Below are 16,228 nucleotides of genomic sequence, written 5' to 3' on the forward strand. Positions count from 1 at the left end.
GGCCAGCGGCCGCGGAAGGTGAGCGTAGCGAACCCCAGCGGGGCCCCTGCGCACTTTGCTGGGGTTCGCTTGCGCTCACCGCCAGCCTACAGGGACCTGGCGCCCACGCATGCACCCGAACTTTTCAGGTCACAATGATTTTATGTGCCAGCTGCTGGGAATGAACTGCAACACGCCGACGGACGTGACGTTCAGCTTCGCGGGCTTCGCGCAGCGCGGCGGCCGCACCGACCATCACGCCGATGGCTGGGGCATCGCATTCTTCGAGGGCAAGGGGCTGCGGCACTTCGTCGATCACCAGCCCGCGTCCGAATCGCCCGTCGCCGAGCTGATCCGCCGCTACCCGATCAAGAGCCGCAACGTGATCGCGCACATCCGCAAGGCGACGCAGGGCGAGGTCGCGCTGCAGAACTGCCATCCCTTCGTGCGCGAGCTGTGGGGCCGCTACTGGGTGTTCGCGCACAACGGCGACCTGCAGGGCTTCGAGCCGCGCCTGCACGCGAACTTCCGCCCGGTCGGCAACACGGATAGCGAGCGCGCCTTCTGCTGGCTGCTGCAGGAGCTGTGGAAGTCGCACGCGGGCACGCCCAGCGTGGCGGAGCTGACGCTGACGCTGCGCGAGCTCACGCCTCGCATCGCACAGCACGGCCGCTTCAATTTCCTGCTGTCCAACGGCGACGCGCTGTGGGCGCACTGCTCCACCCACCTCTGGTACGTGGAGCGGCGCCACCCGTTCGCGCATGCGCAACTCGCGGACGAGGACCTGAGCGTCGACTTCGCGCAGCACACGACCCCGCAGGACCGCGTGGCCGTGGTCGTCACGGCGCCCCTGACCGTCAACGAGCAGTGGACGGCGTTCCAGCCCGGCGAGCTGAAGGTCTTCGTGGACGGGCAGGCGGTAGCGGACGCCGCGCCGGGCTAGAAGACCGAGCGGTCGCGATCGAGCTGTTCTTCCAGCGCGTCGATGAACATCGCCGGCACGTCGAAGCCGGTCTGCTGCGTGATCTCCTGGAAGCAGGTCGGACTGGTGACGTTGATCTCGGTGAGGCAGTCGCCGATGACGTCCAGCCCGATCAGCAGCAAGCCGCGCTCCGACAGGAGCGGGCCGATGGTTTCGGCGATCTCGCGGTCGCGCTCGGAGATCGGCTGCGCGACGCCCTTGCCGCCCGCGGCCAGGTTGCCGCGGATTTCGCTGCCCTGCGGAATGCGCGCCAGGCAGAAGGGCACCACCTTGCCGCCGATCACGAGCACGCGCTTGTCGCCGTCGGTGATCTCGGGCACGAAGCGCTGCACCATGATCGTGGTCGTGCCGTGCTGATTCAGCGTCTCGACGATGGAGCCGAGGTTCAGCCCCTCGGGGCCGACGCGGAAGATGCCCATGCCGCCCATCCCGTCCAGCGGCTTGAGGATGATGTCGCCGTGCTCCTCATGGAAGCGGCGCACCTCGTCCGGCGAGCGCGTCACCAGCGTGGGGCTGACGAACTGCGGAAACTCCATGATGGCCAGCTTCTCGGGATGGTCGCGCAGCGAGGCGGGCCGGTTGAACACCTTCGCGCCTTCGCGTTGCGCCTGCTCCAGCAGGTGGGTGGCGTAGAAGTACTCGGAATCGAAGGGCGGGTCCTTGCGCATCAGGACGGCGTCGAAGCCACGCAGCGGCTTCAGCTCGGTGCGCTGGACCTGGAACCACTCCTCGTCGGCCCCCGTGAGCACGATCTCCCGGACCTGCGCGTGCACGAGGTCACCGGAGCGCCAGCTCAGGTCGCTGGGTTCGCAGGCGGCGATGCGGTGGCCGCGGCGCTGCGCCTCCCGCATCATGGAAAAGGTCGTGTCCTTGTAGACCTTGAAGACCTCGAGCGGGTCGGCGACGAAGAGGATGTTCATTGACCGCAACTGTTGCACAAAACGCGGCGGACCGCCCCGGGCCGGCGGGCTCGCCCCGCAGCGGCGGTGGTCGCCCCGCGCTGCAGCCGTCGCCGGCGTTCAGGCCAGTACTTGCTGCGCCACGCCGTCCAGCCAGGCGGCCGTCGCCTCGCCTTGCGTCACGGGCAGCATGTGGCCGCCGGCCACGACCGTGAGCTGCAGTTGGGGCAGGCGCGCCTTCAGCGCCTCGCCCTGCGCGCGCCAGTCGAGAACCTGGTCGCCCTCGCCGTACAGCATGGCCACCGGCAGGCGAAGCTCGCCGTAGCGCGCCTGCTGCGCGGGCAGGTCGTCCTCCACGGCGAGCAGGTCCGCCGCAGCGCCGAGATAGGCGGCAGGGCGCAGACCCAGCAGGGCGCCGCCGCGCAGCGGAAAGTCCGCCGGCGCGGCTTCCGGCGCGAAGATGAAGGCGAGCGTCCGGCGGCTCGCGAGCATCCCCAGCGGCACCGCAAACACATGCGCGAAGAAGCGCCGCCAGCCCGGCGAGCGGATCGCGAGCGCGCGAAACGGCGGCGGCACCGTATCGATGTGATGAGTCAGCGGTGCGATGAGCGCCAGGCCCGCGATGCAGTCCGGATCCTGCAGGGCCACGCCGAGCGCGATGGCACCCCCGAGCGAATGTCCCACCAGCAAGGGCGGCCGCGGCAGGCGCAGGGCGCGGATGAAGCCCGCGACCAGCCGCGCCTGCGCGGCGAGGGCCGCGTTGCCCTCGTCCTTGCGCGGCGACAGGCCGGAGCCCGGCCGGTCGAGCAGCAGCAGCCGGTAGCGCTGCGCGAGTTGCGCGAGCGGCAGGTACTCGAAGTTCTTCATCTGCCCGCCGAGTCCGTGGACCAGCACGATGGCCGGCCCTTCGCCGAGCGAGCGGTAGTGGATGCGTTCGCCATCCACTTCCAGCCACTGCGCCGGCGGAAAGGCTTGTTGCACCCGCCGCGCGACCCAGGCGCTGAACAACGCGAGCAGGCCCGTGAGCACGACGAGCACCAGGAGCAAAGCGAGGAGCCAGCGCATGGTCAGCGGACCGCCTCGCCGGCGCGCCCGAAGCGCAGTGCGCCGTCGCGCAAGGGCGAGAACTTCAGGGCGATCAGGTCGCGCACGTAGTTCTGGTGGATTCGCCACGGCTTGCGGCTGCCCTGGCGCGGCAACTCGCCGGCCGCCCGCGCGATATAGCCGGACTGCAGGTCCAGTGCGGGACGGGTCGCCCCGGCGTCGCCCTCCTGCACGGGCATGCACACGTCGAGGTCGTGGTCGCGCATGTAGTTCAGCACGCGGCACACCTGGCGCGCGATCAGCTCCGCCTTCAAGGTCCACGAGGCGTTGGTGTAGCCCATGGCGAGCGCGAAGTTGGGAACGCCCGCGAGCATCATGCCCTTGTACGAGAGCGCATCGGCTACCTGCACGGGCCGGCCGTCGACGGTCAGCCGGGCGCCGCCGAACAGCTGCAGCTTGAGACCGGTCGCGGTGACGACGATGTCCGCCGGCAGTTCCTCGCCGGAAGCGAGCCGGACGCCCGTGGCCGTGAAGCGCTCGATCCGGTCGGTGGCGACGGACGCGCGGCCCTCGCGCAGGGCGGCGAAGAAGTCGGCGTCCGGCGCGATGCACAGGCGCTGGTCCCAGGGGTCGTAATTCGGCTGCAGGTGCTTGCGGTCCACGCCGCTGCTGCGGTGGGCCTGCTCCACCAGCCAGCGTCCCAGCTTCTCGGGCCGGCGGCGGGCGAACTGGAACAGCGCCGTGGACAGCAGGATGTTCTTCCAGCGGATCAGCCGGTACGCGAGCTTGCGCGGCAGCCAGCGTTGCAGCCCGCGCCCCAGCTTGTCGCGCCCGGGCAGCGCCAGGATGTAGCTGGGCGAGCGCTGCAGCATCGTCACGTGCGCGGCCTGCCTGGCGAGCGAAGGGATCAAGGTGATGGCGGTCGCGCCACTGCCGATCACCACCACCCGCTTGCCCGTGACGTCGAGGTCCTCGGGCCATTGCTGCGGATGGACGATGCGGCCCGCGAACGCCTCTCGCCCCGGGAACTCCGGCTCGTGGCCGCGTGCGTAGTCGTAGTAGCCGCTGCAGAAGAACAGGAAGCGGCAGTGCAAGGTGCGCGGCGTCCCTGCGGCATCGACGTGCACCGTCCAGCGCGCGCTGGCGGCGTTCCAGTCGGCGCCGGTCACCCGGTGGCGGAAGCGGATCTGCCCGAGCACGCCTTCCGCGCGCGCCGTGTCGCGGATGTACTCGCGGATGGACGCGCCGTCGGCGATGGCGGCGTCGCTGGTCCACGGCCGGAAGGTGTAGCCGAGCGTGAACATGTCGGAGTCCGAGCGGACGCCGGGATAGCGGAACAGGTCCCAGGTGCCGCCGAGCGCATCGCGCCCCTCCAGCAGGACGAAGCTGCGCCCGGGACAGAGCGAGCGCAGGTAATGGGCCGCGGAGATGCCCGAGAGCCCCGCGCCCACGATCACCACGTCCAAGGATTCAGCGTCCATGGCGGTGCTTCAGCGGCCCGCGGCCATGCGGCGCCAGCGGCGCACCAGCAGCGGCTGGTAGCCGGCGCCGAGCACGCGCTGCATCACGTCGAGCGCGCGCGCATCCGGCCCGACCAGCACGCGCCTCTCATTGCGCCGCACGCCTTGCAGGATGCGCTGCGCCGCCTGGTCTGGCGTCGTGACCTGCAGCATCTGGTCCGAGCGCTCGCGCAGGGCCTCGGCGCCCAGGCCCGTGCTGCGCAGCCAGGCCGGGTCGATACGCATGGAGCGCGCGATGCGCGTCGCGATGCCGCCCGGATGCACGCACGTGGCGCTCACCGGCGCGCCCGCCAGTTCCAGCTCCATGCGCAGCGCTTCGGTGTAGCCGCGGACGGCGAACTTCGTTGCGTTGTAGGCCGCCTGCGTGGGCAGGGCGACCATGCCGGCAATGCTCGAGATGTTCACGATGTGTCCGTCGCCGCTGGCTTGCAGGTGCGGCAGGAAAGCCTGGGTGCCGTGCACCACGCCCCAGAAGTTGATCCCCATGATCCACTGGAAATCTTCGATGCGCACGGTCGCCGCTCCTGCCGCCAACGCGACACCGGCGTTGTTCACGATCAGGTTCACCTGGCCATGCGCGTTGCGGCACTCGTCAGCCCAGGCAAAGACGGCCTCGCGCTGGCTGACGTCCAGGCTGGCCGTGGTGCACGGCGCATGGACGGCCACGACCTGCTGCGCGGTGAGGGCGAGTCCCGCTGCATCGATGTCGCTCAGCGCGAGCCGGGCGCCGGCGCGCGCCAGCGCGAGGGCGAGCGCGCGCCCGATGCCGGAGCCGGCGCCCGTGATGGCCGCGACCTTGCCCTGGAAGTCCCTCATGCGCGCCTCCTGGTGTGGCGGCGCAGGGTACTAGATTTCCACCTTGCTGCCCAGTTCCACCACCGAGTTGCTCGGCAGGTTCAGGAACTCCGCGGCGGCGCCCGCGTTGTGGTGCATCTGCGCGAACAGCTTTTCGCGCCACCCCGCCATGCCGCCGCCGATGGTCGGCACCACGACATCGCGCGACAGGAAGTAGCTGGTCGTCATGGGCTCGAGCTCGCAGCCGCGGGCGCGGATCAGCTCCAGCGCGCGCGGCAGGTCCTGGTCGTTCTTGAAGCCGTAGTGCAGCACGACCTGCCAGCAGTCGTGCCCGAGCGACTCGATCTCGGCCCGCTTGTCCAGGCCGATCCACGGCACCTCGTGGCTGCGCACCGTGACGAACAGGTTGTGTTCGTGCAGCACCTTGTTGTGCTTCAGGTTGTGCAGCATCGCGTTGGGCACGGTGCCGGGCTGGGCGGTGAGGAACACCGCGGTGCCGGGCACGCGCACCGGCGGCTGCTGGAACACCGACTCCAGGAAGCTGCGCAGGTCCAGCGAATCGTGCTGCAGCTTCTCGTTGAGGATCGCGCGGCCCCGCTTCCACGTGATCATCAGGGTGAAGATGCAACAGCCGATCATCAGCGGGAACCAGCCGCCTTCCAGCAGCTTGAGCAGGTTGGAAGCGAAGAAGGCGAGGTCCACGACGAAGAAGCAGCCGGTGGCCGCGATGCACAGCGCCAGCGGATAGCCCCAGCCGTAGCGGATCACGAAGAAGGTCAGGGTCGTGGTGATCAGCATGTCCAGCGTCACCGCGATGCCATACGCCGCGGCGAGGTTGCTGGAGGAGCGGAACATCACGACGGCGACGACGATGGCCACGAACAGCCCCCAGTTCACGGCCGGCACGTAGATCTGCCCGGTGTCGCGCACGCTGGTGTGCTGCACGTTCAGGCGCGGCAGGTAGCCGAGCTGCACCACCTGCTTGGTCACGCTGAAGGCGCCCGTGATCAGCGCCTGCGAGGCGATGACGGTCGCCATGGTCGCGAGGATCACGAGCGGCAGCAGCGCCCAGTCCGGGGCCATCATGTAGAAAGGGTTCTTGACCGCCTCCGGCCGCGCGATCAGCAGCGCGCCCTGCCCGAAGTAGTTGAGCGTCAGCGCCGGCATGACGGCGCCGAACCAGGCCAGCCGGATCGGCTTCTTGCCGAAGTGGCCGAGGTCGGCGTAGAGCGCCTCCGCGCCGGTCACGCACAGCACCACCGCGCCCAGGATGATGAACGTGGTGCCCGGCTGCAGCCACATGAAGCGCAGCGCGTAGTACGGCGAGAGCGCCTTCAGGATCTCGGGGTGCCGCACGATGTGCGAGATGCCCAGCACGGCGATCGAGAAGAACCAGACCAGCGTCACCGGTCCGAAGAAGCGCCCGATGCCGCCGGTGCCGCGCTTCTGCACGATGAACAGCCCCAGGAGGACGGCGAGCGTCAGCGGTATGACGGCCTGGCCGAAAGTGGGCGACACCACGTCCAGGCCTTCGACGGCGGAGAGCACGGAGATCGCCGGCGTGATCACCCCGTCGCCGTAGAACATCGAGGTGCCGAAGATGCCGATGCCCAGCAAGGCCTGGCGCAGCCTGGGCTTGTCCTTCACTGCCTGCGACGCGAGCGCGAGCATCGCGATGAGGCCGCCTTCGCCATTGTTGTCCGCCCGCAGGACGAGCACGACGTACTTGATCGAGACGATCACCGTCAGCGTCCAGAAGAAGATCGACAGCACGCCGTACACGTTGTCCGGCGTGAACGGCACGTGTCCGCCGGCGAACACTTCCTTGACGGCGTAGAGGACGCTGGTGCCGATGTCACCATAGACGACACCGATGGCGCCGAGGGTCAGCGCCGCGAGCGGGGATTTCGAGTTCTGCACGACCAGCCCCATCCCGGCACAGGGCTGGCCGGCGGGGTCTTGAACTTGGGGACCGCTATTGTGCGCCCGCCTCGCCCGGCGTGCGGCGCAGATGTTGCACCGCAACAACCGCGACGCGGGCTTCAGTCGTAGCTCACCGCCTCGGGGTCCGTGGCTTCCAGCTCGTAGCTCGCGGCCACCATGGCCAGCCGGCCGATCACCCCGTACATGTAGAACCGGTTCGGGGCGCTCGCGCCCGGCTTCTGTCCGGGCTGGGGTAAGCGCGTACTCTCGGCGAAAGCCAGTGGCACGAAGCTCGCACCCGGCGCGTTGAGGTTCTCATCGGTGCCGCGCTCGGCATGCACGCGGTAGAAGCCGCCGACCACGTAGCGGTCCATGAGGTACACCACCGGCTCGGCGACAGCCTCGTTGATGCGCTCCGCCGTCAGCACGCCCTCCTGGATGATCACGTCGGTGATCGCCTGCCCGGTCTTCACCACCGGCGGCTTGTTCTTCGGTCGGTCGCGGATCACGTCGAGGTCCTTGACCTCGCGCACGGTCATGATGCCCATGCCGGAGGTCCCGTTGTCGGCCTTCACGACTACGAAGGGCTTCTCGTTGATCCCGTATTCCTTGTACTTCTTGCGGATCTTCGAGAGCAACGCGTCGACGTTGCTGCGCAGGCACTCCATGCCTTCCTGCTTGAAGAAATCGAGCTCGCCACAGCGGTTGAACAGCGGGTTCACCAGCCACGGGTCGATGCCCAGCATCTTGCCGAAGCGCTTCGCCACCTCTTCATAGCTCTGGAAGTGGCGGCTCTTGCGCCGCACCGACCAGCCCGCGTGCAGCGGGGGCAGCAGGTACTGCTCGTGCAGGTCCTCCAGGATGCCGGGAGGACCGGCCGTGAGGTCGTTGTTCAGCAGGATGGTGCAGGGGTCGAAGTTCTTCAGTCCCAGCCGGCGCTTGCTGCGCACCACCGGCTCCAGCGTCACCGTGTCGCCGCCGGGCAGTTCGACGGTGGTCGGACGCTTGATCTCCGGATCGATGGAGCCGACCTTCACGTTCAGGCCGGCCATGCGGAAGATCCGCTGCAGCTGCGCGATGTTGCTCAGGTAGAAGGTGTTCCTCGTGTTCTCCGGGATCACCAGCAGGTTCTTCGCCTCGGGGCAGATCTTCTCGATCGCCGCCATCGCCGCCTGCACCGCGAGCGGCAGCATCTCCTGCGTCAGGTTGTTCCAGCCGCCGGGATACAGGTTGGTGTCGACCGGCGCCAGCTTGAAGCCGGCGTTGCGGATGTCCACCGAGCAGTAGAACGGCGGCGTGTGCTCCATCCACTCGAGGCGGAACCAGCGCTCCACCGCCGGCATCGACTCCAGGATGCGCTGCTCGAGCTCGTTGATCGGGCCCGTGAGGGCCGTGATGAGGTGCGGAACCATCTGTTGTTCTACTTTGTCGGTTGGGCGTGCTGGCGGCAGGCGCCGCAGACGCTTCGAGGCTGGGTCATTCCCGCACTTCGCCGTTGCCCAGCACGATCCACTTGAGGGACGTGAGTCCTTCGAGCCCCACGGGGCCGCGCGCATGGAACTTGTCGGTGCTGATGCCGATTTCCGCCCCGAGGCCGTACTCGAAGCCGTCGGCGAAGCGGGTGCTGGCATTGACCATCACGCTGGCCGAGTCCACCTCGCGCAGGAAGCGCTGCGCATGCATGTGGTCGCGCGTGACGATGGCGTCAGTATGGTGCGAGGAATAGCGGTTGATGTGCGCGATGGCCTCGTCGACGCCCTCGACCACCTTCACGCTGATGATCGGCGCGAGATATTCCTCGGACCAGTCCTGTTCGGTGGCGTCCTTCAGGTCGGCGCCGCGCACCTGCTGCAGGATCGCCTTGGCCTCCGCGTCGCAGCGCATCTCCACGCCCTTGGCCGTGAAGATCGCGCCGATCTCCGGCAGGAACGCCTTGGCCACGCCGCGTGCGACCAGCAGGCCTTCGCTCGCGTTGCAGGGGCTGTATTTCTGGGTCTTGGCGTTGTCGGTGATCTTCACCGCCATCTCGACATCGCAGGGATCGTCGACGTAGGTGTGGCAATTGCCGTCGAGGTGCTTGATCACCGGCACCTTGGCTTCGCGCGAGATCCGCTCGATCAGGCCCTTGCCGCCGCGCGGAATGATCACGTCGACGTATTCGGGCATGGCGATCAGCCGGCCGACGGCCTCGCGGTCGGTCGTCTGCACCAGTTGGACAGCTTCGGGCGGCAGCTCCGCTGCCACCAGCGCCTGCTGCACCAGCCGGGCAAGCGCCTTGTTGGACTCGATGGCCTCCGAGCCACCGCGCAGGATGCAGGCGTTGCCGCTCTTGATCGACAGGCTCGCCGCCTCGATCGTGACGTTCGGCCGGCTCTCGAAGATCATGCCGAACACGCCGAGCGGCACGCGCATCTGGCCCACGCGGATGCCGCTGGGCTGCTGCTTCATGCCGATGACCTCGCCGATGATGTCCGGCATCGCCGCGAGCTGCTCGCAGCCGACGGCCAGCACCTCCAGGATTTTCGGCGTGAGCTTCAGGCGATCGACCATGGGTGCGGCCAGGCCGGCCGCCGTGGCGCGCGCTGTGTCCTTCGCGTTTTCCGCCTGCAGCGCGTCCCCGTTCTCGCGCAGCAGCGTGGCCAGGGCGCGCAGCGCTCGGCTCTTCTGCGCCGCGGTGGCCGCGGCCATGCGAGCGGACGCCGCCCGGGCCTGCAGGCCCAGGCTGGAGAGATGCTCGGCAATGTTGACGGCGTTCATGCGTGGATTATCCCCGGGGGCACTCGACTGTGAAAAAAACCGGGATTCAGCGCTGTGCGGGCTGGGCAGCGCACTCCAGGCACAGGCCCATGGCCAGCCGGTGCAGCGCCTGCCAACCCTCGGTGGGCCAGCCCGGCGCCTTCAGCCCCTTCACGATCCCGTCCACTACATGGGCACCATGCAGCAGGTTTTCCAGTGCCGTCGTCGACAGGCGTGGCAGCACCCGCTCAAAGAGCTTTTCCTTCACGCCCCACACGCGCTGCTCGCGCAAGGCCATCGGCAGCGGCCGGCCCGCGGCCATCGCATCCTTCACGCGCTTGAGCGCGCGGATGTCCTCGGCCAGCGTGTAGTGCACCAGCACCTCGGCCTCGCCTTCTGCCTGCAGGCCGTCCAGCATGCGCTGCACGCGAGCGACCTGGCCGCCGAGGACCGCCTCGGACAGCTTGAACACGTCGTAGCGGGCCACGTTCAGCACCGCGCTCTCCACCTGCTCGAAACGCAACTCGCCGGCCGGGTACAGCAGCGCGAGTTTCTGGATCTCCTGGTGCGCCGCGAGCAGGTTGCCTTCCACGCGGTCCGCGAAGAACTGCAGCGTGCGCTGGCCTTCTTCCCCGGCCAGCACGCGCTGGTCGTTGCGGGCGAGGCGCTGCGCGATCCATTGCGGCAGCGCGTTGCGTTCGACCGGCTGCACCTCGATGGCGACGCCGGCGTTTTCGAGCGCGGCAAACCAGGCGGACTTCTTCGTCTGGAAATCCAGCCGCGGCAACAGGACCAGGGTCAGCGTGCTGTCGTTGCCCGCCGCGCCGTCGGCCACCTGCTGCAAGGCGGCGCTGCCGTCCTTGCCCGGCTTGCCCGAGGGAACACGGATCTCGACGATCTGCTTGTCGGCAAACAGGCTGAGCGAGCCCCCGGCCGCCAGCACCGCGCTCCAGTCGAAGTGCGCGCCGGCCACGGTGTGCACCGTGCGCTCGGTATAGCCCTGGGACCGGGCCGCCGCGCGGATCGCGTCGGCGGCTTCCTGCACCAGCAGCGGCTCGTCGCCGTGCAGCGTATAGAGCGGGCGCAGCCCGCGCTGCAGGTGGGTGGCGAGCTGGGCCGGGGCGAGCTGCATGGCCAGAGTTTAGCGGGGCGGGTGGCTGCCCACGGAACCTCGCTGCCCGCGTCTTGTAGGCTGGCGGTGAGCGAAGCGAACCCCAGCGATGCGACGCGACCGATTGCTGGGGTTCGCTTCGCTCACCGCCCCGCGGCCTGCTGCCGCGGCCAGCCTACGGGGATGACTCCGCCCCTCAGGCGAGGCCCAGTTCCCCACGCTTCTCCAGCGCCACCTGCCGGAAGATTTCGACCGCGCGGTCCATCAACTCCCGCGTGATCGTCAGCGGCGGGGCGAAGCGGATCACCGTATCGTGCGTCTCCTTGGACAGCACGCCATGCGCCGCAAGCCGCTCGACGAGGTCGCGCGCGCTGGTGCAGGACGGCTCGATGTCCACGCCGATCCACAGGCCGCGGCCGCGCACCTCGCGGATCAGCGGTTTCACCTGCTCCTGCACTTCGCGCAGGCGGCCGAACAGGTACTCGCCCTTGGCCGCGCACTGGTCCACCAGTCCTTCTTCCTCCAGCACCTTCAGCCCCTCCAGCGCCACCGCGGCCGCGAGCGCGTTGCCTCCGAAGGTCGAGCCATGGCTGTTGGGAACGAAGACCTGCATCACCCTGTCGTCGGCGCAGAAGGCGCTCACCGGCAACAGGCCGGCGCCCAGCGCCTTGCCGAGGATCAGCCCGTCGGGGCGGATGCCTTCGTGCTGGAAGGCGAACCAGCGGCCGGTGCGCCCCAGCCCCGCCTGCACCTCGTCGTCGATCAGGAGCACGTTGTTCGCCGTGCACCAGGCGCGCAGTTCCTGGAAGAAGCCGGGCGGCGGCACGATGATGCCGGCCTCGCCCTGGATCGGTTCGATCAGCACGGCGCAGGTGTTCGCGGTCGCCGCCGCCTTCAGGCTGTCCATGTCCCCGTAGTCGAAGTGCTGGAAGCCGCCATCGAAAGGCGCGAAGCCCATCCGGTAGTCCGGCTCGCTGGAGAAGCCGATGATGGTGGTGGTGCGGCCGTGGAAGTTGCCGCGCGCCACCAGGATGCGCTGCTGGCCGTCGGGGATGCCCTTGACGCGATGGCCCCAGCGACGCGCGCACTTGATCGCCGTCTCCACCGCTTCCGCGCCGGTGTTCATGGGCAGCGCGCGCTCGAAACCGGTCACCTCGCTCAGCTTCTCGAGCAGCGGACCCAGCGTGGTGCCGTAGTAGGCGCGGGACATGACGGCGACCTTGCGCATCTGCCGCTCGGCGGCGGCCACGATGCGGGGATGCAGGTGGCCGTGGCTGACCGACGAGTACGCGCTCATCATGTCGATGTACTCGCGCCCTTCGACGTCCCAGACGAGGCAGTCCTTCGCATGGTCCACCACGACGGGAACCGGCGCGTAGTTGCGCGCGCCGTAGCGGGCCTCCTTCGCGATGAAGCTCTGCGCGGCAGGGGTTCCGGTGGCATCCATGGCACGACTCCCAGTGTTCCCAAGATGGGCGTTGGACGGCCTTCCCGCAAGGGCGGCGGCGCAACAATGGAAGAAAGGCTCCCACCACCGGACCGACGGAGCTGTAGGAGCCGTCGCACGGCGTGTGCAGGCGCGGCGACGCGGGCTGGCTGCGCAGTTTCCGACAGCGCCCCCGGGGCGGCTCTCAGACGATGCGCAGGGCGGCGAGCCGCCGCATGAGCTGCTGCACCATGTCGCGCTGCATGTCGCGGTACAGCAGGCCTTCCTCGGCCTCCTTGGCGAGCACGGCGCTCTCGTTGAAGGTGATGTCGCGGTGCTGTTCCAGCTCGGTGTCCGGAATCAGCTCCGTGCCGCGCGCGTTGCGCACGCGGAAGTGCACCCGGCTGCGCAGCTGGAACTCGGTCACCTGGCCGGTCGAATTGAGGCCCACCACCACCTTCTCGCGCTGTTCCTGCAGCAGCTCGAACACGACCTCGCCCGGCGGGGCGGCCGGCGCGGACGCGGCGCCGACTGCGGCGGCCGCGGCCGGGCTGCCCGGTGCTACCACCTGGACCTTCCCGTCGGCCTGCAGCTGGCGCCGCAGCTCCGCGGCGAGCGGCGAGCTGTCCGGCGCGTTGATGACGATGGACGAGAAGGCGAAATCGGGCGCCTTGCGCAGCTCGAAGCCGCAGCCGGCGAGCAGGAGGGCCGCACCCAGCGGCAGGAGGTCGCGTCGCCGCATGCTCAGACCACCACGTTGACGAGCCGGCCCGGCACGACGATCACCTTCTTCGGCGCGGCGCCGCCGGCGAACTTGGTGAAGCCCTCGCTGGCGAGCGCGATCTTCTCGATCTCCGCCTTGCCCGCCGCGGCCGGCACGAGGATCGAGCCGCGCAGCTTGCCGTTGACCTGCAGCATCAGCTCGATCTCATCCTGCTTCAGGGCGCTCTCGTCGACCTGCGGCCAGGGCGCATCCAGCAGTTCGCCGAACGCTTCGCGATAGCCGAGCGCGTTCCACAGCGCCTGCGTGATGTGCGGCGTCGCGGGATAGAGCGCGCGCAGCAGGATGCCGAAGCCTTCGCGCTGCGCGGCCTCGCCGCCCGGCTCGCCTGCGCCCTTGAAGTCCTCCAGCGCGTTGAGCATCTTCATCGCACCGGAGACGACGGTGTTGTACTGCATGCGCTGGTAGTCGTAGTCCACCTGCTTGAGCACCGTGTGCAGCTCGCGGCGCAGCGCCTGCGGCTGCTTGCCGTAGCTCGCGGCCTTGGACTGCCCGCCGGCGCCGAGCTTCACGCCGAAGTTCCACACGCGCCGCAGGAACCGGTAGCTGCCCTCGAGCGCCGCGTCGTTCCATTCCAGCGTCGCTTCCGGCGGCGCGGTGAACATCGTGTACAGCCGCGCCGTATCGGCGCCGTAGCGCTCGATCAGCTCCTGCGGGTCCACGCCGTTGTTCTTGGACTTGGACATGGTGGTCCAGCCCTCGTACGTCACCGGCTGGCCGTCGGACTTCGCCGTCGCGGAGATCACCTTCGCGTGCTCGTCGCGCGCGATGTCCAGCTCGTGCGCCCAGAAGTACTGTTTGCCCGTGTTGGTGCGCGAGAAGGCTTCGTTGAGCACCATGCCCTGCGTCAGCAGCCTGGTGAAGGGCTCGGCGATCTTCACCAGCCCCAGGTCGCGCATGACCTTGGTCCAGAAGCGTGCGTACAGCAGGTGCAGGATGGCGTGCTCGATGCCGCCGATGTACTGGTCCATCGGCATCCAGTACTCCGTGCCCTCGCCGACCATCGCCTGCTCGTTCTTCGGGTCGCAGTAGCGCATGAAATACCAGGACGAGTCCACGAAGGTGTCCATCGTGTCGGTCTCGCGGCGCGCGTCCTTGCCGCACACCGGGCACTTGCAGGCGAGGAAGTCCTCGCGCTTGTTCAGCGGGTTGCCGCTGCCGTCGGGCACGCAGTCCTGCGGCAGCACGACAGGCAGGTCCTTCTCGGGCACCGGAACGGCGCCGTGCACGTCGCAGTGGATGATGGGGATGGGCGTGCCCCAGTAGCGCTGGCGGCTCACGCCCCAGTCACGCAGCCGCCACGTCGTCTTCTTCTCGCCGAGGCCCTTCACCTGCAGGTGGTGCGCGACCGCGTTCACCGCCTCCTGGTAGCGGAAGCCGCTGAAGATGTCGGAGTTGATGGTGATGCCGTTTTCCTTGTCGGCATACCAGTCGTGCCAGTGCTTGTAGTCGTATTCCTTGCCGTCCACGTGCACCACCTGCACGATCGGCAGGCCGTACTTCAGCGCGAACGCGAAGTCGCGCTCGTCGTGGCCGGGGACGCCCATCACCGCGCCGTCGCCGTAGCCCATGAGCACGTAGTTGCCCACCCAGACGTCCACGCTCTCGCCCGAGAGGGGATGCGTCACCTTCAGGCCGGTGGGCATGCCCTCCTTGTCGCGCAGCGCGAGTTCGGCCTCGGTGGTGCCGCCCTTCTTGCAGTCCTCGATGAATTGCGCGAGCTTCGGGTTGGTCTTCGCCGCGTGCTGCGCGAGCGGATGCTCGGGCGCCACCGCGCAGAAGGTCACGCCCATGATGGTGTCGGCGCGCGTCGTGAACACGTACAGGCGGCCGTCGCCGATCAAGCGACCGTCGTCGCCGCGGATCTGGTGCGGGAACGCGAAGCGCACGCCTTCGCTGCGGCCGATCCAGTTCTCCTGCATCAGCTTCACGCGCTCGGGCCAGCCCGCCAGGTCCTCCTGCACGTACTGCAGCAGCTCCTGCGCGTAGTCGGTGATCTTCAGGTAGTAGCCCGGGATCTCGCGCTTCTCCACCACCGCGCCGGTGCGCCAGCCCTTGCCGTCGATCACCTGCTCGTTGGCGAGCACCGTCTGGTCCACCGGGTCCCAGTTCACCACCTGGGTCTTGCGGTAGGCGATGCCCTTCTCCAGCATCTTCAGGAACAGCCACTGGTTCCACTTGTAGTAGCTGGGATCGCAGGTGGCGATCTCGCGCGACCAGTCGATCGCCAGGCCCATGGCCTGCATCTGGCCCTTCATGTACGCGATGTTCTCGTACGTCCACTTCGCCGGCGGCACCTTGTTCTTCAACGCCGCGTTCTCTGCCGGCAGGCCGAAGGCGTCCCAGCCCATGGGCATCAGCACGTTGTAGCCCTTCATGCGCAAGTGCCGCGTCAACATGTCGTTGATCGTGTAGTTGCGCACGTGCCCCATGTGCAGCTTGCCCGAGGGATAGGGGAGCATGGAGCACGCATAGAACTTCTTCTTGCGCGCATCCTCCGTCACGCGATAGACATCGCGCGCCGTCCACTCGGCCTGGGCGGCCTTTTCCACCGCCAGGTGGTCGTACTTGTCTTCCATGATTTGGCTGATTGTAGGGAGTGGCGAGGAGGGACTACCTCGCCGGCTCCGCCACGAACCCGATGCGCGAGAGCCCCGCCTGGTGCACGAGGCCCATGACTTCCACGACCTTGCCGTAGGGAACGCCCTGGTCGGCGCGCAGCTGGATCTCGGTGTCCGGGTTCTGCTTCGCCGCCGCGGCGAGCCGGGCCGCGAATTGGGCGGGCTGGACCGGCCGGTCGTCCAGGAAGACCTGGCCGGCCTTGTCCACGACCACGCTCAGGAAGCGCGGCGCGTCGCCGCCCTGCGTGCCAACCGCCCTCGGCAGGTCGAGCCGGATCGAGCTGGCGAGCAGCGGCGCGGTGATGATGAAGATCACCACCAGCACGAGCATCACGTCCACCAGCGGCGTCACGTTGATCTCGCTCATCGGCGGATCGCCCTGCGCGCGCTCCAGGCGGCCGAAGGCCATGG

13 protein-coding genes are annotated in these 16,228 nt (G+C 68.6%); 1 reads left to right on the forward strand and 12 read right to left on the reverse strand.

Annotation, left to right across the window (positions count from 1 at the left end):
* The first annotated feature begins 142 nt into the window (after positions 1-142).
* Complete coding sequence (locus JJB11_RS04890; RefSeq protein ID WP_201166754.1) at positions 143-922, forward strand: class II glutamine amidotransferase; 780 nt, start codon at positions 143-145, stop codon at positions 920-922.
* Here JJB11_RS04890 and gshB read toward each other — a convergent pair.
* The 12 genes from gshB to JJB11_RS04950 form a co-directional block, all read right to left on the reverse strand.
* Positions 919-1,881 (reverse strand): glutathione synthase, encoded by a 963-nt coding sequence (gene gshB, locus JJB11_RS04895; protein WP_201166755.1) that lies wholly within the window; start codon positions 1,879-1,881, stop codon positions 919-921. The genes JJB11_RS04890 and gshB overlap by 4 nt on opposite strands.
* A gap of 99 nt (positions 1,882-1,980) precedes the next feature.
* Entirely contained in the window at positions 1,981-2,925 is a 945-nt protein-coding gene (locus tag JJB11_RS04900; protein WP_201166756.1) for an alpha/beta fold hydrolase, read from the reverse strand.
* 2 nt (positions 2,926-2,927) lie between these two features.
* Positions 2,928-4,385: a flavin-containing monooxygenase gene (locus tag JJB11_RS04905; protein WP_201166757.1), complete on the reverse strand. Its 1,458-nt coding sequence runs from the start codon at positions 4,383-4,385 to the stop codon at positions 2,928-2,930.
* A gap of 9 nt (positions 4,386-4,394) precedes the next feature.
* Positions 4,395-5,240 (reverse strand): SDR family NAD(P)-dependent oxidoreductase, encoded by an 846-nt coding sequence (locus JJB11_RS04910; protein WP_201166758.1) that lies wholly within the window; start codon positions 5,238-5,240, stop codon positions 4,395-4,397.
* Positions 5,241-5,270: 30 nt separating this feature from the next.
* Positions 5,271-7,139 carry a KUP/HAK/KT family potassium transporter gene (locus JJB11_RS04915; protein WP_201166759.1) on the reverse strand — a complete coding sequence of 623 codons (1,869 nt, stop codon included), beginning with the start codon at positions 7,137-7,139 and terminating at the stop codon, positions 5,271-5,273.
* 122 nt (positions 7,140-7,261) lie between these two features.
* The gene (gene gshA / locus JJB11_RS04920; protein ID WP_201166760.1) at positions 7,262-8,554 is read right to left on the reverse strand and encodes a glutamate--cysteine ligase; all 1,293 of its coding nucleotides are present in this window, start codon (positions 8,552-8,554) and stop codon (positions 7,262-7,264) included.
* A gap of 64 nt (positions 8,555-8,618) precedes the next feature.
* Positions 8,619-9,899, reverse strand: a complete 1,281-nt coding sequence (locus JJB11_RS04925; protein ID WP_201166761.1) for a glutamate-5-semialdehyde dehydrogenase — start codon at positions 9,897-9,899, stop codon at positions 8,619-8,621.
* Positions 9,900-9,945: 46 nt separating this feature from the next.
* On the reverse strand, positions 9,946-11,010 hold the full coding sequence (gene holA, locus JJB11_RS04930; protein WP_201166762.1) for a DNA polymerase III subunit delta: 1,065 nt from the start codon (positions 11,008-11,010) through the stop codon (positions 9,946-9,948).
* A gap of 175 nt (positions 11,011-11,185) precedes the next feature.
* Positions 11,186-12,436 (reverse strand): ornithine--oxo-acid transaminase, encoded by a 1,251-nt coding sequence (gene rocD, locus JJB11_RS04935; RefSeq protein ID WP_201166763.1) that lies wholly within the window; start codon positions 12,434-12,436, stop codon positions 11,186-11,188.
* A 184-nt stretch (positions 12,437-12,620) separates the two neighbouring features.
* A complete protein-coding gene (locus JJB11_RS04940) occupies positions 12,621-13,157 on the reverse strand; it encodes an LPS-assembly lipoprotein LptE (RefSeq protein ID WP_201166764.1) in 537 nt (178 codons plus the stop codon).
* A gap of 2 nt (positions 13,158-13,159) precedes the next feature.
* Entirely contained in the window at positions 13,160-15,775 is a 2,616-nt protein-coding gene (leuS, locus tag JJB11_RS04945; protein WP_201166765.1) for a leucine--tRNA ligase, read from the reverse strand.
* A 34-nt stretch (positions 15,776-15,809) separates the two neighbouring features.
* The gene (locus tag JJB11_RS04950) at positions 15,810-16,226 is read right to left on the reverse strand and encodes an ExbD/TolR family protein (protein WP_201166766.1); all 417 of its coding nucleotides are present in this window, start codon (positions 16,224-16,226) and stop codon (positions 15,810-15,812) included.
* Positions 16,227-16,228: the final 2 nt, after the last annotated feature.

This window comes from Ramlibacter ginsenosidimutans (assembly GCF_016654015.1).
In the GTDB taxonomy this organism is placed as follows: domain Bacteria; phylum Pseudomonadota; class Gammaproteobacteria; order Burkholderiales; family Burkholderiaceae_C; genus Ramlibacter; species Ramlibacter ginsenosidimutans.